At 52.5% G+C, this 24,280-nt stretch carries 21 protein-coding genes; 12 read left to right on the top strand and 9 right to left on the bottom strand.

Annotated elements, in window-relative coordinates; genetic code table 11:
- The first annotated feature begins 106 nt into the window (after positions 1-106).
- The 7 genes from M6D81_RS24455 to M6D81_RS24425 all read left to right on the top strand — a co-directional run bounded on the left by M6D81_RS24455 (position 107) and on the right by M6D81_RS24425 (position 8,771).
- On the top strand, positions 107-274 hold the full coding sequence (locus M6D81_RS24455) for a hypothetical protein (protein WP_262679791.1): 168 nt from the start codon (positions 107-109) through the stop codon (positions 272-274).
- Between the two features lie 63 nt (positions 275-337).
- Complete coding sequence (locus M6D81_RS24450; RefSeq protein WP_262679790.1) at positions 338-1,888, top strand: HEAT repeat domain-containing protein; 1,551 nt, start codon at positions 338-340, stop codon at positions 1,886-1,888.
- 25 nt (positions 1,889-1,913) lie between these two features.
- Complete coding sequence (locus tag M6D81_RS24445; RefSeq protein WP_262679789.1) at positions 1,914-3,497, top strand: hypothetical protein; 1,584 nt, start codon at positions 1,914-1,916, stop codon at positions 3,495-3,497.
- Between the two features lie 12 nt (positions 3,498-3,509).
- Entirely contained in the window at positions 3,510-3,800 is a 291-nt protein-coding gene (locus M6D81_RS24440) for a hypothetical protein (RefSeq protein WP_262679788.1), read from the top strand.
- A 246-nt stretch (positions 3,801-4,046) separates the two neighbouring features.
- The gene (locus M6D81_RS24435; RefSeq protein WP_262679787.1) at positions 4,047-5,150 is read left to right on the top strand and encodes an ATP-binding protein; all 1,104 of its coding nucleotides are present in this window, start codon (positions 4,047-4,049) and stop codon (positions 5,148-5,150) included.
- 8 nt (positions 5,151-5,158) lie between these two features.
- The gene (locus M6D81_RS24430; RefSeq protein ID WP_262679805.1) at positions 5,159-7,558 is read left to right on the top strand and encodes a DUF5682 family protein; all 2,400 of its coding nucleotides are present in this window, start codon (positions 5,159-5,161) and stop codon (positions 7,556-7,558) included.
- Position 7,559: 1 nt separating this feature from the next.
- On the top strand, positions 7,560-8,771 hold the full coding sequence (locus M6D81_RS24425; RefSeq protein ID WP_262679786.1) for a VWA domain-containing protein: 1,212 nt from the start codon (positions 7,560-7,562) through the stop codon (positions 8,769-8,771).
- A 162-nt stretch (positions 8,772-8,933) separates the two neighbouring features.
- Here M6D81_RS24425 and M6D81_RS31900 read toward each other — a convergent pair whose 3' ends face one another.
- The 4 genes from M6D81_RS31900 to M6D81_RS24410 form a co-directional block, all read right to left on the bottom strand.
- Positions 8,934-9,059 (bottom strand): carbohydrate-binding protein, encoded by a 126-nt coding sequence (locus M6D81_RS31900; RefSeq protein WP_410795789.1) that lies wholly within the window; start codon positions 9,057-9,059, stop codon positions 8,934-8,936.
- 478 nt (positions 9,060-9,537) lie between these two features.
- Entirely contained in the window at positions 9,538-10,479 is a 942-nt protein-coding gene (locus tag M6D81_RS24420; protein ID WP_262679785.1) for a stalk domain-containing protein, read from the bottom strand.
- Positions 10,480-10,724: 245 nt separating this feature from the next.
- The gene (locus M6D81_RS24415) at positions 10,725-11,426 is read right to left on the bottom strand and encodes a FadR/GntR family transcriptional regulator (RefSeq protein ID WP_262679784.1); all 702 of its coding nucleotides are present in this window, start codon (positions 11,424-11,426) and stop codon (positions 10,725-10,727) included.
- A 23-nt stretch (positions 11,427-11,449) separates the two neighbouring features.
- A complete protein-coding gene (locus M6D81_RS24410; protein ID WP_262679783.1) occupies positions 11,450-12,124 on the bottom strand; it encodes a FadR/GntR family transcriptional regulator in 675 nt (224 codons plus the stop codon).
- Positions 12,125-12,434: 310 nt separating this feature from the next.
- On the opposite strand from M6D81_RS24410, the gene M6D81_RS24405 reads away from it, so the two are divergent.
- Genes M6D81_RS24405 through M6D81_RS24385 form a run of 5 tightly spaced genes read left to right on the top strand, consistent with a single transcriptional unit; the run spans position 12,435 to position 18,335 of the window.
- Complete coding sequence (locus M6D81_RS24405) at positions 12,435-13,367, top strand: dihydrodipicolinate synthase family protein (RefSeq protein ID WP_262679782.1); 933 nt, start codon at positions 12,435-12,437, stop codon at positions 13,365-13,367.
- Positions 13,368-13,419: 52 nt separating this feature from the next.
- Complete coding sequence (locus tag M6D81_RS24400; protein WP_262679781.1) at positions 13,420-14,349, top strand: ABC transporter permease; 930 nt, start codon at positions 13,420-13,422, stop codon at positions 14,347-14,349.
- A 15-nt stretch (positions 14,350-14,364) separates the two neighbouring features.
- A complete protein-coding gene (locus tag M6D81_RS24395; protein ID WP_262679780.1) occupies positions 14,365-15,252 on the top strand; it encodes a carbohydrate ABC transporter permease in 888 nt (295 codons plus the stop codon).
- 20 nt (positions 15,253-15,272) lie between these two features.
- Positions 15,273-16,970, top strand: coding sequence for a type 2 periplasmic-binding domain-containing protein (locus tag M6D81_RS24390; RefSeq protein WP_262679779.1), 1,698 nt, complete (start codon positions 15,273-15,275; stop codon positions 16,968-16,970).
- 24 nt (positions 16,971-16,994) lie between these two features.
- Complete coding sequence (locus tag M6D81_RS24385) at positions 16,995-18,335, top strand: sialidase family protein (RefSeq protein ID WP_262679778.1); 1,341 nt, start codon at positions 16,995-16,997, stop codon at positions 18,333-18,335.
- Between the two features lie 104 nt (positions 18,336-18,439).
- Here the strand turns inward: M6D81_RS24385 and M6D81_RS24380 are convergent, their stop codons facing one another.
- From M6D81_RS24380 to M6D81_RS24360, 5 genes are all read right to left on the bottom strand, one after another.
- A complete protein-coding gene (locus M6D81_RS24380) occupies positions 18,440-19,270 on the bottom strand; it encodes a sugar phosphate isomerase/epimerase family protein (protein ID WP_262679777.1) in 831 nt (276 codons plus the stop codon).
- 835 nt (positions 19,271-20,105) lie between these two features.
- Positions 20,106-20,687, bottom strand: a complete 582-nt coding sequence (locus tag M6D81_RS24375; protein ID WP_262679776.1) for a hypothetical protein — start codon at positions 20,685-20,687, stop codon at positions 20,106-20,108.
- A 17-nt stretch (positions 20,688-20,704) separates the two neighbouring features.
- Positions 20,705-21,685 carry a DUF6528 family protein gene (locus M6D81_RS24370; RefSeq protein WP_262679775.1) on the bottom strand — a complete coding sequence of 327 codons (981 nt, stop codon included), beginning with the start codon at positions 21,683-21,685 and terminating at the stop codon, positions 20,705-20,707.
- 15 nt (positions 21,686-21,700) lie between these two features.
- A complete protein-coding gene (locus M6D81_RS24365) occupies positions 21,701-22,693 on the bottom strand; it encodes a DUF6528 family protein (protein ID WP_262679774.1) in 993 nt (330 codons plus the stop codon).
- A 28-nt stretch (positions 22,694-22,721) separates the two neighbouring features.
- Complete coding sequence (locus M6D81_RS24360) at positions 22,722-24,269, bottom strand: extracellular solute-binding protein (protein WP_262679773.1); 1,548 nt, start codon at positions 24,267-24,269, stop codon at positions 22,722-22,724.
- Between the last annotated feature and the right edge of the window lie 11 nt (positions 24,270-24,280).

The raw sequence follows: 24,280 nt of genomic DNA, 5'->3' as shown, positions 1-24,280 counted from the left end.
CAGACGCCCGCAGGCTGATGGTTATCGCTTCGGTAGGCGGTGAAGAGATGACGAATCTTATTGTAGAGTCTGCCACGCAAGGCTCCGAAATTGTACGGAGAATGTATTGCGGGATAAGGCAGCGCCCGTATTCGGCAAGCTTGCGGATGGCGTAGCGGGCTTGGTGGAACGGGAAGGGATGGCGAATCGCTCTTCAGAGGAGTCTCTGCAGGAATTGGCGGGGCTGCTTGCTTCTGTGTTGCGGACGACGGGGGAGTACAGCACAATATGCTGAAGCTGATGGAGAGCAATGTGCAGGAGAAGGCCATTACGCCATAATATGGATGGGGGGAGCTGAATGACTGAGACAATGGACAGCAGGAGAGGGACGGGGTCTTCACCATATTCTTATAAGACAATTGCACCTGTAGTGAAGGCGTTGACATCGAAGGGCGGAGGGCGTTACGACACCATTGCAGATGCGTACGAGAAGGGAGTATTCAGCGATTTCCGGCTAATGCTTCCCGCTATAGATGCGCTGGATGACGGGAATGACGACATCGCGTATTTCGTTGAAGCTGCTGTGATTCCCTCCTATGGTCAAGATGCCGTACCGCATCTGATTGCGGCTATGAGCTCGGAAGCGAAGAAGGGGGATATGCGCAGAATACGCTTGATTGGGAAGCTCGGCGGGAAAGACGTCGAGCCTCTGCTGCTGCATTATGCTGAAAGCGAGTCGGTACGGATGAGAGCAGCAGCGATTCAGGGAATGGCAGGACGGGATTCGCTTGTGGAACGCTTAATGGCATGGAGCACGGATAAGAAGAAAGAAGTGCGCAGGGCTGCCTTAATCGCACTGACCTCATGTCGATCGGAAGCTGCGATTAAGCGCGCAGTGGAGGGAATAAGCGGCAAAGAGGAATATTACGAATACATGGATGAAAACGACAATTCATTATTTCATTCGGCCCTTGCCCGATCGTTAGGCGAGGTGTTGAGGGAAGTGCGTCTCTATCCCGAAGCGGATGCGAAGCAGGAGGAGCGATATGTTCTCATCCTGCGGTATATTTTTCTTCTGCGCCAGAAGCCTGCAGACGAGCTGTATGCCGTTTACTCCGATATGTTAGATCATGCCGAGCATTACGAGCGCTTGGGCTGGTTGAGCGAGCTGTGCAATTATGCGTCGGAAAACTTGGAGATGATGGCGACGAAGGCAGCGCTGCAGCTACTGTTCCGAATGGAGCTGATTTGCCCTTTCGTAGCGGGGAGTGCATTCCGAACGGCGGCCAGTGTGTACACGCAGCATGATTTTTATGAACTTTATGAAGAGCGAGCTGAGATGGAATGGACAGGGCTGGGAAGTGAGGACAGTCAAGAGCTGAGGAATTATTTGAATGAGGGTATTCGCGATGTGCTGGGCATGCAAGTACAACAACATGATGCCGAGCTATGGGAACGTTCCAATCGTGAATTTGAGATTGGACGGTTGCGTGATATGCCATTCGGAACGCTGTGGGACGAGCGCTGGCTGGACTGGACGATTGATCAAGATATCACGTTGCTCGCAGCGTGCTTGGCACGGCCTGACCATCAGCGTTGCCGGGATTATTTCAAGGATAAGCTGCAATGGCAGGAGCAAGCAGGGGATCATTCCGAACAATTGTTGCCTCTTCTTCTGGCCGGTGCAGAGCGGGCCGGGATGAGCGAGGAAGCAAGATGGGAAGGCATTGTTGCGTATTTGGAATCGCCCGTCTCTTGGCAGATCCATCAATTCAGCGATGATACGGTCGAAGACTGCTTCAAGAAGCTGCCTGCTCATTATATGTCAAGAGTTGCTGCCGTTCAGGAAAAGTTCGTGTGGAACGCTGCGTATCAAATAGAAGAAGTGATAGAGACGATGAGAACGTGAAGGTGGAGATAAGGTGGTGCAGGCAATGACGTTGCCAACGCGGCTGACGTATCGTCAGCTTGCTATGGCTTTATCCGCTCTGACCAGCAAAGAGAAGGATCGCTTGGACGCATTGCAGCTTGCCTATGAACGCGGCTTGTTCCCCGACTTGCGGCTGCTTTCGCCAGCACTGGAATTGCTAGAGGATAAAGGCGTGAAAGTGTCGGAATATGCTTCCGAATATATTCTTCCTGCGTTCGGCAGAGCTGTATTGCCGTATGTCGAGGATGGATTCCACATGAAAGGAAAGAAGCTGGAGGCGAATAAGCTTCTGGTCATAGCCGCAGTCCGCGACGAAGAGGTAGACGATCTGGTTCTGCAATGTGTCAAGAAGGGATCGTCTACTGTGCGAAAAGCTGCCGTTCGCAGCATGTCCGGCAAGCTGAGATTCCAACAGGAGCTGATCGCTCAGACCTCTTCACGCAATAGCGGTATACAGGAAGAAGCGTTCAGAGCGCTGGCGGAATGTCAATCGGAATTGGCCGTACAGCATATTCTGAATGCTTATATGAGCAAAGCGAATGACGTGATCGACAGCGTTATCCGTTCTCATCGCAATCCTCAGCTGGACGAGAAGATCTTGCAATATATGCACGCCCTGTTGGATAGAGGCTGTGAATGGCTGGACGATGAAGGGAAGCAAGCTCAAGGCAGATATTTTTTACAACGTTTTTTGTTGGCTATGCGCGACAGATCCGTAGAGCGTCTTCATGATTTTTTTAGGCGAGCTGCCGAGGAGCATCCTTTCGTTCGAGATCTGGGGTGGCACAAGCTTATTTATGATGAAGCAGTCCGCTATTCGCGTCTGATGGGCAGTCGCAAGGAGCTTGAGCTTATGTTTGTGCTGGAATCGCTAGATGGCGATTACATGCTGGAAGCAGTCCCTATGGCTTTCAGCATTTTTTCGCAGAAGGAGTTTTACGAGCATTATATCGCCCTTCTGAACGATAAGCGGACGACAGGGGCTGTAGAGCAATTCCAGTCGTTCCTCAAGCGATTCAAGCAAGCGACGAGAGCGCTGATGCAGGAACAATTGGCAGAGGTGGAAGATGAGCTGTATCGCGGGAGCGTCTCTCGTTACTACGGGCGGTGGATGGAAGCGCAAAGTCAGGCCCCTTGTCGCGACATGTGGGATGAACGTTGGCTGGATTGGGCGATCGAACACGACGATCCTGTTATGGTCGGCGTGCTCGCCCGTCCCGACCATGAAGGCTGCCGGGCATACATGGAACATGCGTTACTGCTGGAACAGCAAGAGTTGTCTTATACGATTGCCGTGGAATTGTTGCTGCTGGGCATGGTACGTGCAAGAATGGAATCTGAATGCAAGTGGGAAGCGATTATGCGGGTGATTGAACATCCTGACAATACGAATATTCGTGAATTCAGCCATTCATTCATTTATATTCATGCAGATGGCATGCCATCTTGTTACAGAGAGAGGCTGGAAGAGAGATTAAGCCGCTACAGAAAGTGGAGCTGGTCTCTCAGGCAAGTGGAGGGAATCTTGAATCAAATGAATGTGAGAGATGATAAGCCGCTAAGCTTCATAACGTTCAACAAGAGTTAAACAGGGGGGGGAATGTCTTACTCCAAGCTGGCAGGTGATCGTGGAGTGTTGGGAAAGCTCAGTGGGCTCGAAGAAGGGGGAAATCAGCGTAATCATCTATCCACCCCGCTGACCTATCGTCAGCTTGCGGTTGCTATGTCCGCGCTTACGAGGCGGCGCGTCGGGATGGACTCCGAGCGGAAGTGGGAAGCGATTATGCGGGCGATCGAACATCCGGAGAACGACAGTCGGCATTTTTTTAAAGAACGGAATTTTTGGAATCTATTTTCATTTACTTGCCACCGACTTTCAAGCCAAGGGTAGAGGCTGTGCTGGCGGGGAGGGAAACTGGGCGGATATGGATATATTCGCCAACAATTAGGGCTTATCTTGACCAGAATGAAGGAGAGAGCCGGGGGAGGAGGAGACAGGGAGGCATCAAGTTGAACTGCACTGCGAATAAATATTAAACTAGCAATAGGTGTTCTAGTGCATCTATTGAGAGAGAGCCTGAATCGTGTATGCTGTATACGCTGAAGCGTATTTTGACACAGGGAGAGGATGAGAGTAATGAACGCACAAACAGAAAATTTGCAGGATATGATAAGGCTGCCGGCGGAGCAGCTCTATAAAGAGGAAATCGAGGCATTGATCAAAACGGATCAAGGGAAGGTACCCGCTGGCTGGCAGATGTCGCCCAAAGCGGTGCTGACGTTCATTACGGGAGGCAAGGCTGGAGATACAGTTATTACGCCGAAGTATATCGGCAACAAGCGGATCGTAGAGATGGCGATTGCGACTCTGGTCACGGACCGCGCGCTGCTGCTGATCGGGGAGCCGGGCACGGCCAAGTCGTGGCTGTCCGAGAACTTGACGGCGGCAATCTATGGCAACTCCGGTCTCGTCGTGCAAGGCACGGCGGGAACGAGCGAGGAGCAAGTGCGCTATTCGTGGAACTATGCCATGTTATTGGCTGACGGTCCTACGCCGGAGGCGATGGTGCCAAGCCCGATCATGCGAGCGATGGAAGCGGGCGGCGTGGCACGGTTCGAGGAAATCTCCCGCTGTGCGTCGGAGGTGCAGGATGCGCTTATCTCCATTCTGTCGGAGAAGACGATTACTGTACCGGAGCTGGGCAAGGAGTGCAGCGCGCGCAAGGGCTTCTCAATTATCGCGACGGCGAATACGAGAGACCGCGGCGTGAACGAGATGTCCGCGGCACTGAAGCGGCGCTTCAATATTATTGTGCTGCCTACGCCTTCGGATATGGAGACGGAAGTGGAAATTGTGAAGAAGCGCGTCGCGGAGATTGCCGGCGCTTATGACTTGGAGGCAGCTGCTCCTGCGGATGAGGCGCTGCGCAAGGTGGTCACGATCTTCCGCGAGCTGCGCAGCGGCATGACCATCGACAAGAAGGAGAAGCTGAAGTCGCCGGCGGGCGTTATCTCTACGGCGGAAGCCATCTCCTTGCTGACGAACAGCATGGCGTTGGCGGCCAGCTTCGGCGATGGCACGCTGAGCGATGAAGATCTGGCTGCAGGGCTGCAGGGCGCTATTGTGAAGGATGATGTGAAGGACAAGCTGGTCTGGAAGGAATATATCGACAACGTGATGAAGAAGCGCGGTGCGGAATGGCGCGGCCTGTACAATGCGTGCAAGGAGATGAACGAGTGAGTACGGGAATGGAGAGCGCTGTACATATATTTGGCGTGCGGCATCTATCTCCGGGCGGAGCGAAGCATCTGCTGCAATTCTTGGACGAGATGAAGCCGACGGCGGTGCTGATTGAAGGGCCGGCGGATGCAACGGCGGAGATTCGCCATCTGACCAACAAGCGGACGAAGCCTCCCGTAGCCTTGCTGGCTTTCACCGATAGCCTTCCCGTTCGAACGGCGATGTGGCCGTTCGCCGTATATTCGCCGGAATTCCAAGCGATGAAGTGGGCGAAGGAGAACGGCGCGGAAGCGGCCTTCATCGATCTGCCTTCCTCCGTTACGCTGGCTTTAAGAGATAAGCGGCAAGGCGGAGAGGCGGACGGTGTAGAAGCGGATGACGCAGAAGCGGCGGAAGAAGCGGACAGTACTTCAGGAGACGGGCGGGACGATGGCGCTACGGATGGCAGAGCGGGAGACGGCAAGAGCGATGGCGAACCGGAGGGCAGCGCGATCGGCTCGATCTATGAGCGCATCGCAGAGCTGGCCGGAGAGCACGACTACGACATGTACTGGGAGCGCCATTATGAGCATAACCTGAACAGCGGCGCATACAGGGAGGCGATCCTCGCCTTCTCGCGGGAAATGCGCGAGCTGTCGGAGGCGAAGGAACGCAGTGACCAGCCTTATGAGTTCGCCCATAATGCAATACGGGAAGCGTATATGCGCAGGGAGATCGGGAAGGCCGTTCAAGCGGGCCATCAGCCGGACCGCATCGTCGTCGTATGCGGCGCTTATCATGCGGCTGCGCTGGAGCATTGGCAGGATGCGATGACCGATGAAGAATATGCGCTGCTTCCGAAGCGCAGCGCCAAGTTGACGCTTATGCCGTACTCCTATTACCGGCTGTCTACGAAGTCGGGCTACGGCGCTGGGAACCATGCGCCGTATTACTATGAGATGATGTGGCAGCATATGGAGCAGGGGACGCTGGACGAGCTGCCGGAGCATTACTTGTCCCGCATTGCGCGGCGTCTGCGAGAGGAGGGGCATCATCGGTCCACCGCCGAAGTGATTGAAGCGGTCCGGCTTGCGCAGTCGCTGGCCGCGCTGCATGGCGGAAGCGCTCCGACGCACCGCGATCTGCGCGATGCGGCTCAGACGCTGCTGGGAAGGGGCGAGCTGTCGGTCATTGCTGAAGCGCTGGCGCATATCGATGTCGGCACGGCGATCGGAGAGCTGGCGGATGGCGTCAGCCAGACGCCGATCCAAGATGACTTGAATCGGCTGCTTAAGAAGTTGAAGCTGGACAAGTATCGTACAGCTGTAGCGGCGGATCTGGCGCTGGACCTGCGGGAGAATCGCCGTGTGAAGAGCGAGGAAGCCGCATTCCTCGATCTGAACCGATCGACGCTGCTGCATCGCTTGGCGTTGCTGGGCATCTCCTTCGCGAAGCAGCAGGCCAGCGGACAGGAAAATGCGACCTGGGCGGAGCATTGGGTGCTGCGTTGGTCGCCTGAAGTGGAGATTGAAGTGGTGGAATCGACGCTGCTGGGCGAGACGGTCGAGGTGGCGGCGGCGTTCAAGCTGAAGGGACAGCTGGAGAGCTGCGGCAGCATCGCGGAAGCGTCCGCGCTGATCAAGGTCGCTTGCCGGTGCGGGATGATCGCGCAGATGGAAGAGGCGCGGAGCACTCTGCAGCATCTTGCTGCCGACAGCCGCGATGTGGTGCAGCTGGCCGCTGCCGCGCGCGAATTGTCGACGACGATCAGCTACGGCGATCTAAGACGGATCGATACGGCGCATCTGCTTCCGCTTATGATGGAGCTGTTCTCCCGGGCGTGTCTGTTCCTCGTAGAGGGAAGCGGCTGCAATGACGAAGCGGCGCACGGCATGACGTCGGCCATGAACGAGCTGAACGCCATAGCATCGGATCATTACGAGCATATCGATGAGGAGCTGTGGCTGCAGGAGCTGCAAGAGTTGGCGGAGCGGGACGATCTCAATCCGCGGCTGTCGGGCTTCGCGGCGGCCATTCTGCTGGAGCGCAACAAGATGACGGCGGAGCAGTGCGCGCAAGAGGTGTCGCGCCGGCTGTCGCCGGGCATACCGGCAGATATCGGGGCGGGCTGGTTCGAGGGCCTGTCGCTGCGCAACCGCTATGCGCTGCTGTCCCGCATGAGCTTGTGGGAGCAGTTGAACGAGTACATCGGATCACTGGAGGATGAGGAGTTTCTGCGTGCGCTTGTCTTTTTGCGCCGTGCATTCAGCTCCTTCGACCCGCGGGAGAAGACGATGATCGCGGAGCTGCTGGGCGAGCTGTGGGGCACTGGAGCGGAGCAGACGGCGGAAGCGTTGACGGGCGAGCTGAAGGAGGACGAGGAAGAGATGATCGACCAATTGAATGATTTTGATTTCGAGGACTTTTAACATGAGTAGCACAGTGGATTATAGGGAAGTGAAGCGTTGGAGGCTCATTCTCGGTGCGGCGGCGGAAGGAGAGCTATCTCGTCACGGCGAGGGAGGCGGCATCGGATTCAGCGAGGATGAACGGATTATGGATGAAGCGCTGGCGACGATCTATGACGACACGTCCGGAGCGGCAGGATCTGCAGGTGGGAGCGGCAGAAGCGGCGGGAAGGAGAAGTCTGCGCCGCGTCTCGCGAAGTGGCTAGGCGATGTGCGCACCTTCTTCCCCGAGGATGTCGTGTCCATCATTCAGCATGACGCCATGGAGCGCAAGGGTTGGAAGCAGCTGCTGTTCGAGCCGGAGGTGCTGGCGAGCGTCAAGCCGGATATCGGGCTGGTGGGCACCTTGCTAAGTCTGAAGGGGCAAATTCCGGAGAAGACGAAGGATACGGCCAGGATGCTGGTGGAGGCGGTTGTAGAGGAATTGGTGAAGAAGATGGATAGCGATATTCGCCGTGCGGTGACAGGGGCGCTGAACCGGCGCCAGCATTCGCCGCTCCCTTCTGTCAGCGGAATCGACTGGAAGCGGACGATCCAGCGCAATCTGAAGCATTACGATGCGGAGCGCAAGCGGATTATTCCGGAGAGATTCTACTTCTTCGACCGTTCGCAGCGCACCAAGGAGTGGACCGTTATTATCGATATCGACCAGAGCGGCTCCATGGCGGATTCCGTCATCTGGGCGTCTATCATCGGCTCTATCTTCGCCAGCATTCCCGCGCTGGATACGAGAGTGGTCGTCTTCGATACGGAGGTCGTAGACCTGACGGAGCAATGCGACAACGACCCTGTGGACATGCTGTTCGGTGTTCAGCTGGGCGGCGGCACGGATATTAACAAGTCGGTCGCTTACTGCGAGCAGTTCATTACGGAGCCGAAGAAGACATTGTTCATCATCGTGTCCGATCTGTACGAAGGAGGCAACGAGGCGGCGCTTGTCCGCAGAATGCGGGAGCTGCGGGAAGCGGGCGTGAAGACGATGTGCCTGCTTGCACTGGCGGACGGCGGAGCTCCGTATTATGACGAGCGCTTGGCGAAGCGGCTGTCGCGGGACGGCACGCCGTGCTTCTCCTGCACGCCGGCTATGCTGCCGCATCTGGTCGAAGGCGCCTTGAAGGGGCGCGATCTGTCGGAGCTGGCTCGAAGACTGGACGGGAATAAGCGAGGCGTGTGATTCATTCGAGCCTCTGCCAATCAGACCTCATTTCCTGAGCGATCGGGGAATGAGGTCTTTTCCGCATGACAGGGTATTACATGGAAGAGGATGCGCCGTGAAGACGGCGATGCTGCTTCTTATTCAACCACATCGGTTGAAGGCTTGTTCCTCAAGCCATGATTAGACGACTGACCAAAGGGCCGGGGTAGTTGCAGGCTCCCAACCGGTTAAGGATGTGTGAGCCTGGATACATTCGTATACGCCGCCGCCGTAAGTTACTTGAGTGCCTAAAGTGTAAGTGCCCAAGCAGCTACAGGAGGCGTATTCGTGGTCGTCATGCTAACAGTGTTGCCGGATGATTCATTGTCTGCAGCATCGATTGCTGTGACGGTTACGGACAGGCCGGTCACGACTGAATCTTGTTGTCACTCCACATCCGAAGCGCATCAGCATGCGCATAAGAATTCCGAACGGATCTACATTGATTTTGACATAGAAGTACGCCGGTTTTTCTCACAATTACCAGTTAATCTCGTGAATTGCATAAGTCATGTGAAGTTTAGTTAATATGCATTATACCCGTTTTAACACGCTGTGAAAATTTGAGTTGCGAAAAACATCTAGGACGTGTCTGAAAACCCGCTCAGTGGCATCTTTCACCGCCTTTCCGCCCCCTGCTGCGTTCCGTTTGCTTGACGTACCCCCGGGTACGCCTTCACAAACGCGCCTTGCATGGAACGGAAATTCGGCAAAATTTGCTATCCTCAGAGTTCTCAGACACGCCCTAATCCGAAATGACCTCCATCTCCTCCACGGTCAACTTATACGACGCGGCTCCGGTGACGTCGCCTTTGGCGGCTGTTTCATAAGTGTAAGGATAATCGCTGCTGCCCGGGCCTTCAATTTCATATGGACCTTGCCCAGTGAAGGCAATGTGGGCGGTTCCCAGCAATTTTCCCAGCTCATCATAGTAGTCTACTTTTGCGTTAAAGCGGTAACGTTCAGGCTTCAATACGGCCAGCTCATATTGAATCTTGGTATAGTCTCCGTCTCTTATCATGGAGGAGTAGCAGATTCCCAAACTATTCGTTGCATCGGACACATGCACTGCTGGTGGCGGAAGGAACATATCCAATGGCTCCGGACCTACAGATTCCAAAGATGCATAATCGTAATTACTGACGTCCGTTTCCGTAACAAATTCAAAGTCCAGCATGCGATCTCCCCCCGCAGTGAGGGGAAAAGAAACGTTTTCCTTCGCCATTGGAACACCGTCAGCATCATAAAAGGCAATCCTTCCACCTACATTGACTTCTGTGCCAGGAGGAAAGCTGAATTTCGCTCCGTCAAATGAATCCCAATAGCTTTGTCCCACATAGAGCTTGCCTGTAACAAGGCTTCCGTTGCCTTCTTGCTTCACTTGGAGATGCCCTGCTTTCACGCGAGTGTACATGCTTTTCATATGGAACGTATTGTCCAGCTCAATTGACTTCGACGCATCGTCATAGACGACGACGGCATCCAGACTTTCCGCTATGAACCTTACCGGCACATAAGCCCTGCCTTCCACATTTATGGTATGGTATCCGGTGGACAGGTCTTTCTGTTCTCCATTCACCACATACTTGACGGGAAATAAAGTCGCCTTAATAGCATCTGCCGCATATACGACGGAAGCGCTGGCAAGTAGTGCGCCGCATACAAAACCTATCGCATACTTTTTCATTTCGAAGGTACCTCCATTTCGATTTTTTTCGCACCGTTCAGTAGAGAGTCCTTATAGTTAGACACAAATTAACAGGTGAAAGTTGCTAAAAATGTACGAGAATGATAATGAATAAATATAAACGGACGACGAGCGCACGAAATTCCAAGTTACGTAAACGGCGAAAACGCTTAGCGACAAGTAAAAGTCGGCAAATCCGGGCTGAGAAGCCTCGTATTTGCCGACTTTACTTTCATATGAAAAGCTTATAGCGACTCGTTGACAGACTGCATGTACTTCTTGGAATAATTCAAGTGGCTGGTCAGCAACTGCTTGCCCTTTGCCGCATCGCGTTCACGCAAGGCTTCTACAATTCGCAGGTGATCGCTTACCGATTTGTCGCGTTCTATGGCGTCCATGTGATCATGCGGAACATTCGCGAAATACTCGATAATGAGATCGGTCATTTGCACGAACAGCTTGTTGTTGGTGGCCTTAAGCAGACCGCGGTGGAATTCGATGTCCGCGTCTTGAATTGATTTCGTGTCAGTAAAGGCTTGCATCCGCAGCGCTAATTGCTCCAACGCTTCCAGATCTTCATCGCTTGCTCTCTGTACGGCCTGTTCAATAGCGGTCAATTCGAAAATATGCCGCAATTCAAGCAAGTCGCCACGTGTTTTATTGCCAAGCTTCCACATGAATATCATGTGCTCGAAGAGAGAGGACAAGTTGCTGTCGTCTTGCACGTAAGCCCCTTCACCATGTCTGATGGTAATAATGCCTGTACTCTCCAGAATGCGAAGCGCTTCACGGAGCACCGTGCGGCTGACATTCAACATCTTGACCAGATCTCGTTCGGAAGGAAGCTTCTGACCCGGTACAAGCTGATAGTCCAAAATATACTCTTTCAGGTTTTCGCTCACGATTTTGCTAAGCGTTAAACGTTCGTTCTTTTGAATAGGTTTCATGGAGATAACCACCTAAATATATTCTATTTCAAATAGTGGTACAGCGGCTGAAGGTGTGCGACCATACATTGCTTGGCTCTTGGAGCATCTTTCTTCCGAATCCAGTGAAGGATTAAGCTATGCTGTTCATAGGCCTGTTCATAATCGCTCAAATTGTTGATTTTATCAAGCTGACTGAGGCTGAAGTATTGGTGTACGACTTGACTTAACTGACAATAGGTGTCATTGCCGGTGGCAAGAAACAGAGCATGGTGAAATTGCAGATCTTCATGCTGCGGCTTTTCATTCCGCTCGATCTTCCCCAGAAGCACCTGGTTCCAGTGCTCAATCGCATCGAGCTTGTCCATATCGTAATGTTCAATGGCAAGATCGATAGCGCCGAGCTCAAGTATGGATCGAGTATCGAGCAGTTCCTTGAAGTTGTTAGCGCCAATCTTCCAATGGAAAGCGATTTGTTCGAAGATCGACCTGACCGACAGCTCTCCGACAACGATGCCTTGTCCTGATTTGATTTCTACAATCCCCATCATCTGGAGCGATTTCAATGCTTCTCGGACGACCGCGCGGCTAACCCCAAGCGCTTCTATGATTTCTTTCTCGGCAGGAAGCCGGTCCCCTGGCTGCAATTGATGGTCGACGATGTAATCTTTTATCCGGTCATGAACGAGATCCACGAGGGAAGTTTTTTTAATATTCATTGTCCACCACGCTTTATAGTGTTCATTCAGTGGTCATACTACCTGCTAAGATCGTAAGTGTTGACAATGGAAATGTCAATATCAGAAGCTCGTATCTGAAGCTCTTATCCATTCAGAAGTGCGATAATGCAGCCATTAGAACGATAATTTCGTGTTGAAAATGGTGTTGACAGCGGTTACAAACATGCTATAATCATATCGAACGTACTGGTCTGACCAGAAGATTGAAGTATGAGTTGGATGCGTATTTCTCGAATTCGGCATAATACAAAGTACGCTTGGCACAACATCGAAGAAAAGGGGTGAATGAATGTCAGTAAAGGAATGGGATAAAGAAAAGTATAAAGGAGTATTTGTCGCAATGTATTCGGCCTATGATGACACAGGAGAAGTCAGCGAGGAAAGAGTACGGAAATTAGCGCGTTATTATGTGTCTACCGGCGTTAACGGATTGTATGTCGGCGGCAGCTCCGGCGAGGGCATTCTTCAAACGGCAGAGGAAAGAAAGCTCGTTCTGGAGACGGTAATGGACGAAGTGGCCAAGGAGCTTACCGTTATTGTCCATGTAGGGGCCAATTCCACGAAAGAAAGCGCTGAGCTGGCCGTTCATGCCGAGTCCGTAGGTGCCGACGCGATTTCGAGCGTGCCCGCCATCTACTATCGCTTATCGGAAGCGGCCGTCGAACGACATTGGCAGGAAATGATAGACAGTACCTCCTTGCCCTTCATCATCTACAACATCCCGCAAACAACCGGGTTTCATTTGTCCCAATCGCTGTTTAAGAAAATGGCGGTGCAAGACAAGGTCATCGGGATCAAAATGTCCGGGGAAAGCGTGTTTGAGCTTCAACAATTTAAAGTGAATGCCGAGAAACCATTCCTAGTCTATAACGGACCGGATGAACAATACTTGGGTGGCAGAATTATGGGCGCAGACGGCGGGATCGGCGGAACCTACGGGGTTATGCCTGAATTGTTCTGCCGGCTGGAACGGTTGTACAGGGAAGGAGAAATCAATGAAGCTCAGCAACTGCAATGCAAGATTAACGCAATCATCAGCAAGCTGCTCAGCTTCCCGTCTCTATACGGAGCATGCAAAGCTATTCTAAGCCTAAGAGGGATTGAGACGGGGATTCCGAGATTGCCGCTATTGCCGGTCGGAGAGGAGGATATGGGGAGTTTAGAAGCGCTTAATGAAGAAATCGGGAAGCTGACGGCCTCTTACACCCGTTATCAAGTTTGAACAGGGGAAAGGCCGCCGGAGGAAAACACTATTTCATAGTGGGAGTGGAACCATGTCCAAAAAAACTGAAACGGTTAAAAGAGCTACGCTTCAGCAAATGAACAAAATGAAATTGCTTTACGTCATGCTGCTGTTTCCCGTCATCATGTTATTTGTTTTCAACTATCTTCCTATGTACGGAATTCTCATTGCTTTTAAAGATTTTTCACCGGGACTTGGAATTTGGGGAAGTGCGTGGAACCAATTCGAACATTTTACCCGGCTTTTCTCGGATTTCTTGTTTATAAGAGCATTAAATAACACCCTCTGGATCAGTATTTTGAAAATCGTCATTGCATTTCCCGCGCCGATTTTGTTTGCATTAATGCTCAATGAAATCCGCAACCAGAAATTTTTGAAGGTTACTCAGTCGATCTCTTATTTGCCGCACTTTATGTCATGGGTCATTTTGTCCGCCATGATTATAGAAGTATTTTCGCCCCAAAGAGGAATTGTAAACTTCATTATTACGTCCTTCGGCGGAGATCCTATTCATTTTTTGTCAAGCAAGCTGTACTTCATTCCGGTGCTTTTGCTGACAGATATTTGGAAGGAGGTCGGATACGGCGCGATTATTTACCTGGCGGCGATTGCTTCTGTCGATCCTTCGCTCTACGAAGCTGCCGATATGGACGGTGCAGGCAGATTCAAAAAAATGCTTCATATCACTTTGCCATCTATCATGCCCATGGTCATTATTTTATTCATCCTTCGATTGGGAGGCATTCTGAATGCGGGGTTCGACCAAATTCTGAACTTGTACAACCCGCTTGTCTACGAAGTGGCCGACATTATCGATACTTACGTATACCGCAGCGGTCTGGAGCAATTCCAATTCGATTACGCAACGGCAGTCGGATTGTTCAAGAACATCATCGGCGTCACTTTCATTTTGGGTGCGAATGCAATCATCCGTAGAAAAAGCGAGCATGGCATTTGGTAGAAAGGAGGAAGCATTATGGCGAGCGCCAAAAAATTCTCGCTCTTTGAAATGGTTTTAATGGCGGGCTTCGTGGTGTTCTCGATTCTTGTTTTGTATCCCTTCTGGCAGACATTCGTTCTGTCGTTCTCCGATCCGATCGGAGTGTCGAGCTTGGGATTGAATCTATGGCCCGAACAATGGATCACGGATGCCTATCGGTTCGTGTTTGGTTATGGGGATATTATGCAGGCGTATGTCAATACAATTATTCGTACGCTGGCAGGAACGCTCTTGATCGTAGGATTTACCGTGCTGGCAGCGTATCCGCTGTCCAAGCGGGAATTGCCGTACCGCAATACGATCACAATATTTTTCCTGATTGCGATGTTTTTCTCAGGGGGCATTATTCCGGATTACCTGCTAGTGAAAAACCTGGGACTGCTCGACACCCGATGGGCCCTTATTTTACCGTCCGCGGTGAATGTGTTCTACATCATTATTATGAGAAATTACTTCATGACGATCGACAAGGGGATCGAGGAATCGGCGGTCGTGGATGGCGCAAGCTACTTCACGATTCTTACGAAAATCATTATGCCGTTATCGAAGCCTGTGCTCGCGACGATTGCTCTGTGGGCGGCCGTATACCATTGGAATGAATGGTTCCATGCCATGGTGTACATACAAGATTCTTCGAAAACGGTTCTGCAAATCATTGTCAGAGACATGCTGACAGCTCTCGACTTGTCTCAATCGGCCAATGCCGGCGCCATCGGCGGCGGAGGAGGGGCGACAGAGAATTTATTGTTGAGCAATGTGCGCGCATCAACAGTAATCATATCCATCGGACCCATCGTTATGGTGTACCCATATGTTCAGAAGTATTTCATTAAAGGCATAATGATCGGTTCACTTAAGGGATAATCCAAAAGGAGGAAAAAACGATGAAAAAAAGAATGCGGTATGCCGCGGTGGTTATGCTATCCGCCGCTATAGCGATTACGGGCTGCAGCAATGAGAGCGGGCAGAACACGGAAGGAAAAGCCGATCTGTCGAAGCTTCCGGAACCGGGAGATTTCTCGAATAAACTTACATTGCAGCTATCCGGTTCCATAACGAAAGGGAAAGCCGAGGACGGGAGCTATGTTCAGAAAAGGCTGGAGGAGCAATTCAACATTAAGATTGTGAATACTAAAGTAGATACGTGGAACGCCGATCAAGTGAATTTAATGGTAGCTTCGGGTGACCTGCCTGATACATTCGCGTTCACGACAAGCGGGAAAAATGCACAGCAGCTGTACGATTCCGGATTAACGAGAACGATTCCCAAGGAGATGCTGGAAAAATATGCTCCTCGCTATATGAAGATGCTGTCTGAAAACCCGCCTGGCCCCATCATGAATTTGAAGAAGGGCACAGATAATGAATACTTGCAATTAATCGGACAATATTCTCATGTAGATGGATTGGCGTGGGGACCTACACTCCGTCTGGACTGGCTTGAGAACTTGGGCATTGAGTCTCCGGGCGAGATGAAACCGGTTGGGCCGAGCGGCGGACGCGAGAAAATTCTTTTCACGGAAGGCGCTTATACAATCGAAGAATTAGAAGAAATTCTGAAAGCCTTTACTTTCAACGACCCGGACAAAAATGGGAAAGATGACACCTACGGTCTCCTGCCGGCCAATAATAACTTGAACTGGGCCGGTACGTTAATGGGCAGCTTCGGAATCTATAGAGGCTATAATTTGATTGAGAATGATAAACTCGTCGTTACGGAAATCTCGCAAAAGTATAAGGAATTCCTGAAATTGATGGCGAAATGGTATGATATGGGCATTATTGATCCGGAGTTCACCACTTTGGACGAAAAACTGGGCTGGGAGAAATACAAACAAGGCAAGATCGGTTATTACATTACACAACCCGCCTATATTGCTATGGATGACTGGGCCAAAGGGAGAGCGCCTCAAAACATTGTAGAAAATCCGGATTCAACGGCAAAGGTGCTGGCAATGGCGCCTGAGATCGGGAAAGACGGTCAGCAAGGCTTAGGGGCCTATTTGCCTGTTACAAATTTGGCCGATGCGTTCTACGTGTCGAAAGATGTGACCGATGAAGAACTGGCCAGGATTTTGCAAATCTTTGATTATATTAATCATGATGACGAGGCCAGATGGACGCTTTACGGCGAAGTCGGCGTTCATTCGAAGTGGGAAGGAGAACCGGAGAAGTCTGCTCTGAAAGTGCTTCCGGAATATGCGCAGGAAGAAGGCAATTCCGGCTTCTGGGCATACAATTTTCGCACATACAGCAAAGAAAGAGTAAAATGGTTTACCTCCGAATATACACTGAAGCTGAAAGATGAGTTTTACGCTCGAGAGGATATTAAAGATAAGATGCTGATTCGTCCATACAAATGGGATATTCTGAACGAAACCGATTTGCAAGAGATTGCTAAGCGTTACAGTGGGCAGATGAATACGATTGTGGATGAATTCCGTATGAAAGCGATCGTAGGGGAAATCGATATTGACAAAGAATGGGACAGCTATGTGGAGAACTGGATGAATAACGGCGGGAAAGAGACGCTTGCCGAGCTGGAGAAGGCGCCGAAAGTATCTGATCTGTTAAATGACTAATGAAATAAAAGGGAGATTGCGCTTATGCCGAACATTGAAACGCAAGCCTTATTTTATCCGAACCTGGCCCAATCAAGGGCTTATCGGATACCGTCCATGATCACGACGAACAAAGGAACTGTCATTGCGGGCATTGATGCCAGAATCGCAGACCAGACGGATAATCCGAACCAGATCGATGCGACCATTCGAAGAAGCGAGGATGACGGCCGAACATGGGGCCCTGTGCAGAAGCTGGTGTCATTCGCCGGGGAAGGATTGGACGGCGCGGCGGCGATCGATACGGCGCTGCTGCAGGATGATCACACTGGAACAGTCTTCATGCTCTACAGTCACACGCCAGGCGGAATCGGTCTTCGGGCAAGCGAACCCGGTATCGGATTCGATGCGCAAGGCCGCAGGAAGCTGTATGACGGGGAAGGGGAACTGTATGTTCTCGAAGAGAGCGGGGCGGTTGCGGATGTGCAGGGGCATGCCACGGATTATAAGGTCGATGCAGAAGGCTATGTGTTCAAGTCAGGCGAACCTCGGGGAAATATGTATTATAAGAAGGGGATTGACCCGAGAGAGAGTTTGCTGGAAGCGAGAACATCATTTTTACAAATCATCCAAAGCGATGACGACGGGCTTACTTGGTCGAAGCCAAGAGAATTGAATCCTATGGTGAAAGAGGAGTGGATGCGCTTTATCGGATCAGGACCAGGGTGCGGCATTCAATTGCGGCATGGGGATCATGCGGGCCGACTGATATTCCCGATCTATTTCTCCAACGAGGCGGGGCATCTCTCTTGCGCATGTATCTATAGCGATGATCATGGGGCCACTTGGCAACGCGGAGCGTCACCGAACGATGGCAGAGAATTGGACGGCGAGGTACTCTCGGCGAAGACGATCTCCGAAGGGAAGCAGTACTTGACGGAATCTCAGGTTATCGAATTGCCGACAGGCGAGTTAAAGTATTTTTTAAGGAATCATTACGGACTCCAACGAACTGCGGTAACCGTGAGCGGAGATGGCGGAGAATCCTGGGGAGAAGTGACGTTCGATATGACGCTCATCGATCCGATCTGTCAATCCAGCGTCATTCTGTATCCCGATCTGGGCGACGGCAAGGTGCGCGTGCTCTTCGCCAATCCGGCCGATGAGAAGGTGCGAGTCAAAGGTACGGTTCGCTTGAGTGAAGACGGCGGGGAGACATGGCCTTACAGTAAAATAGTCGAAGACGGGTATTACGGTTATTCCTGTCTAACGGTGTTGGAGAGCGGAGAAATCGGAGTTCTGTATGAACGTGTATATGACTATTCGGATTGGAACAACATGGACATCAGCTTTGGCACCTTCACATTGGATTGGCTAAAATCGTAATAGCTATTTTTGGCGCGAGAACTCCTGTGTCCGGAGTTCTCGCGCTTTTCCATTGCCATGACGCTTGCTGCCGTTCACCTTCCGATTCAGGCTGCAAAACGGTGTTACTTCTGTTCGTTCAGGTCAACTGCTCGATAATCCTCCAGCAGCCGCTGCCAATTGGTCTTCAGGCGGTCGGGCGGGCAGTCGCGCAGCTCGTACATGAACGCCCCCTGATAGCCAGTCTCCGATAGCGCTCGAATGATGGCGTTCCACGACAGGACACCCTTACCCGGCAGCCAATGCTTTTCATCCATACCGTCATTGTCGGAGATATGGGTCGTGACGATCGAAGCCCCCAGCTTGCGGATGAATTGCTCCGGCGGCTCCTGCAGCAGATGATTGACATCGCAGCAGATGCCTAGCCCGGGATGCGCCTCCAGCAGTCTGGCCATCTCGCTTGCCGTGTTGGCCAGACAAGTGCGCGGCAGACACTCCACGGCGAGCCGAACGCCATGCGATTGCGCCTCCGTACCTAGCGTGTGCAAATTGCTTATACAGGCCGCGATTCGCTCTTCCCGTTCCTCCGGTCTGATTGGCTCATAGCTGGGATGATAGACGAGTCTGCCAATACCGAGCCGCTGTGCCAACTGAAAGATGTCGCGTATATTACCGATCATGGCATCTCGTATGCCGGCATTCAGTGTGGAGGGGTCCCACTCTTCGCCGAACGGAAGATGCATGGACCAGACGGCAAGTCCGTGACGTTGCGCAGCACCGACAGTCTCTTCCAGTTGGCGGCGGATGGCAGCCGAATGCATATCCAGGCCATGGAAAGTTAGTTCGATGCATTGGAGACCGGCATTGGCGACATCTTCAAGCGCCAGCTCTCCTTGCAAGCGATAGGTCGTACCGAGCAGCCATTGCTCGGGCAATGTGCGTTGCGTGTCAGTCATATGAACAATTCTCCTTGTTGAACGACGTGTTATTCCATTTTACGGTCGTCACGGCGCTTTTGTTTTCTCTGCTATGTGTGTTGGGGGAACCATACTGAAATAGCCAGCCCCCTTTGTACGATTTTTCGTACAAAGGTGGCAGGTTGGCGAGTGATGCCGGTCGTTTTGTACGATTTTTCGTACAAAAGTGGCAGGTTGGCGAGTCCGGCCGATCGTTTTGTACGATTTTTCGTACAAAAGTGGCCGGTACGCGAGTGATGCCGGTCGTTTTGTACGATTTTTCGTACAAAAGTGGCCGGTACGCGAGTGATGCCGATCGTTTTGTACGATTTTTCGTACAAAGGTGGCAGGTTCGCGAGTCTGACCGGTCGTTTTGTACGATTTTTCGTACAAAAGTGGCCGGTTGGCGAGTCCGGCCGATCGTTTTGTACGATTTTTCGTACAAAAGTGGCCGGTACGCGAGTGATGCCGATCGTTTTGTACGATTTTTCGTACAAAGGGGGCCGGTTGGCGAGTCCGGCCGTTTGGTTTGTACGATTTTTCGTACAAAAGTGGCAGGTACGCGAGTGATGCCGGTCGTTTTGTACGATTTTTCGTACAAAAGTGGCAGGTTCGCGAGTCTGACCGGTCGTTTTGTACGATTTTTCGTACAAAAGTGGCCGGTACGCGAGTGATGCCGGTCGTTTTGTACGATTTTTCGTACAAAGGTGGCAGGTACGCGAGTGATGCCGGTCGAACGGATTGTACGAATTATCGTACAAACGCATCCGATTGCCGTGACGGACGAGCCGCATTGAATAATTCGTACAATGCGGCTCTCTCGTCTATAGCCGACCTATTGATAGGCAGAGTTCCACACTCGCGCCTTGTAGAAGCCGGCGCCGTCGCGGGTGCGCGTACTGCTGTCCGGGAGCAGGACGTGAACAGTGTCGGTCGTCCATGCATGCACGCCTCCGGCCTTCGGCACGGTCAGCGCGATTCTTCCGGACGGCAGATTGCCGGGAACCACCTGCGACCATAGTCTGGCGTCTCCAGCAGGGGAAGGAACGATGCCTGCGAAGCCGTCGGAATCCACGACGAGCATGACCTGCCCGCCATGGAGTTCGCTGTGTCTGAGCTTGACGCCCGAAGGGTAGCCCCACCCGGGCTCGTCATCGGAGAAGCCGTTGTCGGCACCGGGCCGCCAGGACCACTTCACCGCTTCTGAGCTATTCCAGTCGCCGACCTCCGGATCGAACACGAGGATGCTGCCGCCTGCACTCTGATCCGTCACGGCAATGTACTCGGCGGATGCTTCGTCTTCCGTCAAGGCATTTTCCTCCGGATCAGTCTCCATTCCTGCTCCTTCACTGCAGCCCGCCAGCCATAGCATGGCGAACACGATGAGCAGCGAGACCAGCGTTCTTCTTTCTATCATCACGGGCCTCCTTCATCTTACTGGTAATCGGAGTTCCATATGCGAGCTTTGTAGAAGCCCCCGCCAGTCACTGTACGCGATGTATTGGGCAAGAAGAAGTCGACGGTATCGGTCGTCCAAGGATGAACGCCTCCGTCCTTCGGCACCGCCCGAACGATCTGACCGGACGGCTGGTTGCCATGCGCCTTCACATGCGCACGATTGGCATCGCTAGAGCCTGCATAGGTTTCTGACCAGATTTTCGTAGACTTCGTAAATTGATAGACTTTGGAGCCCGAAGACACCCAGAGCCGATCCGTGTCGCCATAGACGGGAGACAGATCATGTCCCCAGCGAGTCGGCAAGGTAATCTTGTCTACTTCTGTTATAACGGGAGCGCTGGCCGTTCCTGTGATGCGCAAGGAGACCAGATGATCGTTGCCAAGCGCCCAGAGCAGCTCGTTCTCGGGATCCCATAGCACGCCATGTCCGCCAGGCAGATCATATTGCACATAAGTGGAGGAGTCGACGGCTTGCGACGAAGTATAAATGCGAACCCAGCCGCCGTTGCTGGCGGCAATGGCGACATTGCCGTCCGGCAGCAGCTCGATGGAGTGCAGATTGCCGGGAATGACTTGCGACCATTTCTTCGAATTGCCCGCCGGGTAAGGAATAATGCCGGCGAATCCGTTGGAATCCACGACGACCATCCATTTTCCGCCGTATACACAGTTTTCCCTTAGCTTGACGCCCGAAGGATAACCCCAACCGGGCTGGTTGTCGACGAAGCCGTTGGAGGCATTCGGATACCAGGACCACTTCACGGCACTGCTTTGGTTCCAGTCTGTCGCGAGCGGGTCATACAACGTGATTCGGCCTCCCGAGCCCTGATCGGCTACGGCAACATAGGAATCGGGAACAGTCGTATTCGCGCGGGCATTACCCATCCAATTCATTGAACTGACGACGATGACGATAGCCGCAAGAGAGACGGCGGATGCTTTCCATATACGCAACATATCGGCAACTCCTCCTTATTGGTATTCGGGAATCAGGTAACGGACTTTATAGAAGGATGCTCCTGTGCGGGTTCGTGTAGCCGCTGGTTCGAAGAAGTCAGCTGTGTCGGTGCACCAGGCGTTCTGACAGCCCGCCTTCGGTACGGTCTCGACGACTTGGCCGTCTTCGTTGCTGCCTACGCTTCGCACTCCGGCTCTGCTGATGGAAGCGGAGCCTGTATAAGACGTATCGAAGGTTTTAGTCGATTTCACATACTGGTAGACTGCGCTGTCCGTTGAAACCCATAGCCGGTCGGTGTCGCCATAGACGGGCTGAACATCACGGCCGACAGCGGTCGGCAGCGCGATCTTGAAGGATTCTTCCAGATTCGGCGCCGAAGCGGAGCCATTCTCCAGCAGAGCTACCAGATGATGTTGCCCGACCGCCCACAATACGTTGTGAAGCGGGTCCCATAATACGCCTTTGGCGCCGGGCAGATCGTATTGGACATAATTCGTCGAGGAAGCTCCCTGAGAAGAGGTATATATGCGTACCCATCCGCCCGAGGTGGCGGCGATGGCAATATTGCCGTTCGGCAGCAGCTCTGCTGCCTGCGGGTTGCCGCCAACGTTAAGCGACCATTGCCTGCTGTTGCCGGCCGGATATGGGATGATCGCGGCTAGTCCGTCGGAAGCGGTAATCGCCATATATGTTCCGCCGAATACGCAATTGTTCCGTATGCGCATATCGGTCGGGTTCCCCCAGCCCGGAGTGGGGGAGCTGAAGCCGTTCGCCGCGCTCGGTGCCCATGACCATTGCTGGGAGCCGCTGTCGTTCCAGTTCGTATCCGTCGGATCGAACGCGACGATTGCATTGGATGCCTGATCCGAGCCGGCGCAAGCAGCGGACGAGCTGGCCCGCGCCGGTGAAGGAGATGGCATCGTGCTTGAGAGAAGTGCTATGATCAATAAGGAAATCGTGAAGAAGCTAATCCAGCGAATTCGGGATGTTGCGTTCCATACGTTCATATTGTTGCCTCCTCGCACATGCGTATTATTATTGCTGCTTCAGCTTGCTCCACTCTTCGTTCGCTTCCTGCTCGACCTTGTCTCCGCCCTGGGCGTAGTACTTCTCCACGAACTCATCGTGCTTGTCGACAGAGTAGACGCCGGTAACAATCTTGACGAAGTATTCCGTCCACAGCTTGCTTGTGAGATCAGGATAATCAAGCTCCGACTGAAGCGGCTTCCACAGCTCGTTCTGGATCAGATGCTTCGTCGCAGTCTCGATCGCGCCTCTTACTTCAGGCAGCGCGTAGCGGCGATCGGAAATGCCGGATATGCGAAGCGGGTTGGAGTAGCCCTTCTTATACAACTCCGAGTAGGATGAAGACTGCTGAATGAAGTCCTTCTCGCGGTCGTACGTATAGTCCTCGCCCTCTACACCGTAATGAACGAGATCGAGTCCGCCGCCTTGGTCGCCGGTTATCGTCATCCAGTTCAACACCTGGAGAAGCTTGTCGGGATCTTCGATCTTGGCGGAGAATGCGCGCAGGCTGCCAAGCGATTCCGGATAACCGCGCTTGCCTTCCGGACCGGCCGGCGTTTCCAGCATTGTCAGTACAGCTTCGGGACTAGTGCTCATAAGCGCTTCCGTCGTCGAGTTGGTCTGCGGATGGGTCATGAAGCCTGTGCCTTCCCATACGCCGATTTTCGAATTGACGATCTTCTCGTTCAGCTGCTTGGACTCCATAATCGGGAAGTCGGGATCGATCAGACCTTCTTTATACCATTTCTGCAGGACAGCCAGCGCCTCCTTGGCTTCCGGAAGCACCATGCCTTTCTTGATCACGCCATCACGCTCGAACCAGAAGTTCGGAGTGATGCCGAATGCGCCGAATATCGAGAAGAAATTAGACGTCTTAATGCCGCCGAGTCCATTATTGCCAGGATAGTGTGCGGTGATCGCCTTCAGCGTCTCATACAGCTCATCCAACGTGTCGGGCTGCTCCAGATTCAATTCCTTGAGCCAATCCTCTCTAATCAAGATGGATGTAACACTGCTGTGGTTGATCGGATTAGGCAGCTTTCCGGAAGGGATAGCGTATATTTTGCCATCGAATGTCACTTGCTCCCAACGATCCTCGGGAATCAGCTCCACATATTCCGGCACCTTCGCCAAGTAATCGTCCAATGGAAGGACGAGCCCTTGCTCTACGAACCGCTTGAGTGTAATGCCGTCGATATCGAACAGATCCGGCAACTCGCCGGAGGATGCCAGCAAATTCAATTTCGTATAATATTCTGTTCCCGCAGCCATATTGATCTTGTAATCGAAGCCCTTAATGCCGGATTTCTCAAGCTCTGCGATAATTTTCGTCTTCGCTTCTCCGCCATCGGAGGGATATTCCGGAATGGAGATATTGCGCATGATGTTATAGGTTGTTGTCGTTTCCGCTGGAGCTTCGGTCTGCTTCTCGTTCGAAGGCTTGGAAGGGCTCTTCGTAGGCTCAGGCGTATTATTGTTGCCGCTACCGCAGCCGGCAGCAGTCACCAGCATAGCGGATGCGAGTGTAAGAACGGACAATCTCTTCATTAATGTCATGGGTCGACCTC

It is taken from the genome of Paenibacillus sp. J5C2022, assembly GCF_025567625.1.
Classification (GTDB): domain Bacteria; phylum Bacillota; class Bacilli; order Paenibacillales; family Paenibacillaceae; genus Pristimantibacillus.
This window is presented reverse-complemented; position numbering and strand designations above follow the sequence as displayed.

What these genes read in the sequence shown, in the direction of transcription:
- M6D81_RS24425 (WP_262679786.1), top strand. Translation starts at nt 7,560, where the DNA reads ATGAGTAGCACAGTGGATTATAGGGAAGTGAAGCGTTGGAGGCTCATT.
- M6D81_RS24415 (WP_262679784.1), bottom strand. Translation starts at nt 11,426, where the DNA reads ATGAAACCTATTCAAAAGAACGAACGTTTAACGCTTAGCAAAATCGTG.
- M6D81_RS24380 (WP_262679777.1), bottom strand. Translation starts at nt 19,270, where the DNA reads ATGACTGACACGCAACGCACATTGCCCGAGCAATGGCTGCTCGGTACG.
- M6D81_RS24405 (WP_262679782.1), top strand. Translation starts at nt 12,435, where the DNA reads ATGTCAGTAAAGGAATGGGATAAAGAAAAGTATAAAGGAGTATTTGTC.
- M6D81_RS24410 (WP_262679783.1), bottom strand. Translation starts at nt 12,124, where the DNA reads ATGAATATTAAAAAAACTTCCCTCGTGGATCTCGTTCATGACCGGATA.
- M6D81_RS24430 (WP_262679805.1), top strand. Translation starts at nt 5,159, where the DNA reads ATGGAGAGCGCTGTACATATATTTGGCGTGCGGCATCTATCTCCGGGC.
- M6D81_RS24400 (WP_262679781.1), top strand. Translation starts at nt 13,420, where the DNA reads ATGTCCAAAAAAACTGAAACGGTTAAAAGAGCTACGCTTCAGCAAATG.
- M6D81_RS24385 (WP_262679778.1), top strand. Translation starts at nt 16,995, where the DNA reads ATGCCGAACATTGAAACGCAAGCCTTATTTTATCCGAACCTGGCCCAA.
- M6D81_RS24420 (WP_262679785.1), bottom strand. Translation starts at nt 10,479, where the DNA reads ATGAAAAAGTATGCGATAGGTTTTGTATGCGGCGCACTACTTGCCAGC.
- M6D81_RS24440 (WP_262679788.1), top strand. Translation starts at nt 3,510, where the DNA reads ATGTCTTACTCCAAGCTGGCAGGTGATCGTGGAGTGTTGGGAAAGCTC.
- M6D81_RS24450 (WP_262679790.1), top strand. Translation starts at nt 338, where the DNA reads ATGACTGAGACAATGGACAGCAGGAGAGGGACGGGGTCTTCACCATAT.
- M6D81_RS24370 (WP_262679775.1), bottom strand. Translation starts at nt 21,685, where the DNA reads ATGTTGCGTATATGGAAAGCATCCGCCGTCTCTCTTGCGGCTATCGTC.
- M6D81_RS24390 (WP_262679779.1), top strand. Translation starts at nt 15,273, where the DNA reads ATGAAAAAAAGAATGCGGTATGCCGCGGTGGTTATGCTATCCGCCGCT.
- M6D81_RS24365 (WP_262679774.1), bottom strand. Translation starts at nt 22,693, where the DNA reads ATGAACGTATGGAACGCAACATCCCGAATTCGCTGGATTAGCTTCTTC.
- M6D81_RS24445 (WP_262679789.1), top strand. Translation starts at nt 1,914, where the DNA reads ATGACGTTGCCAACGCGGCTGACGTATCGTCAGCTTGCTATGGCTTTA.
- M6D81_RS24395 (WP_262679780.1), top strand. Translation starts at nt 14,365, where the DNA reads ATGGCGAGCGCCAAAAAATTCTCGCTCTTTGAAATGGTTTTAATGGCG.
- M6D81_RS24375 (WP_262679776.1), bottom strand. Translation starts at nt 20,687, where the DNA reads ATGATAGAAAGAAGAACGCTGGTCTCGCTGCTCATCGTGTTCGCCATG.
- M6D81_RS24435 (WP_262679787.1), top strand. Translation starts at nt 4,047, where the DNA reads ATGAACGCACAAACAGAAAATTTGCAGGATATGATAAGGCTGCCGGCG.
- M6D81_RS24360 (WP_262679773.1), bottom strand. Translation starts at nt 24,269, where the DNA reads ATGACATTAATGAAGAGATTGTCCGTTCTTACACTCGCATCCGCTATG.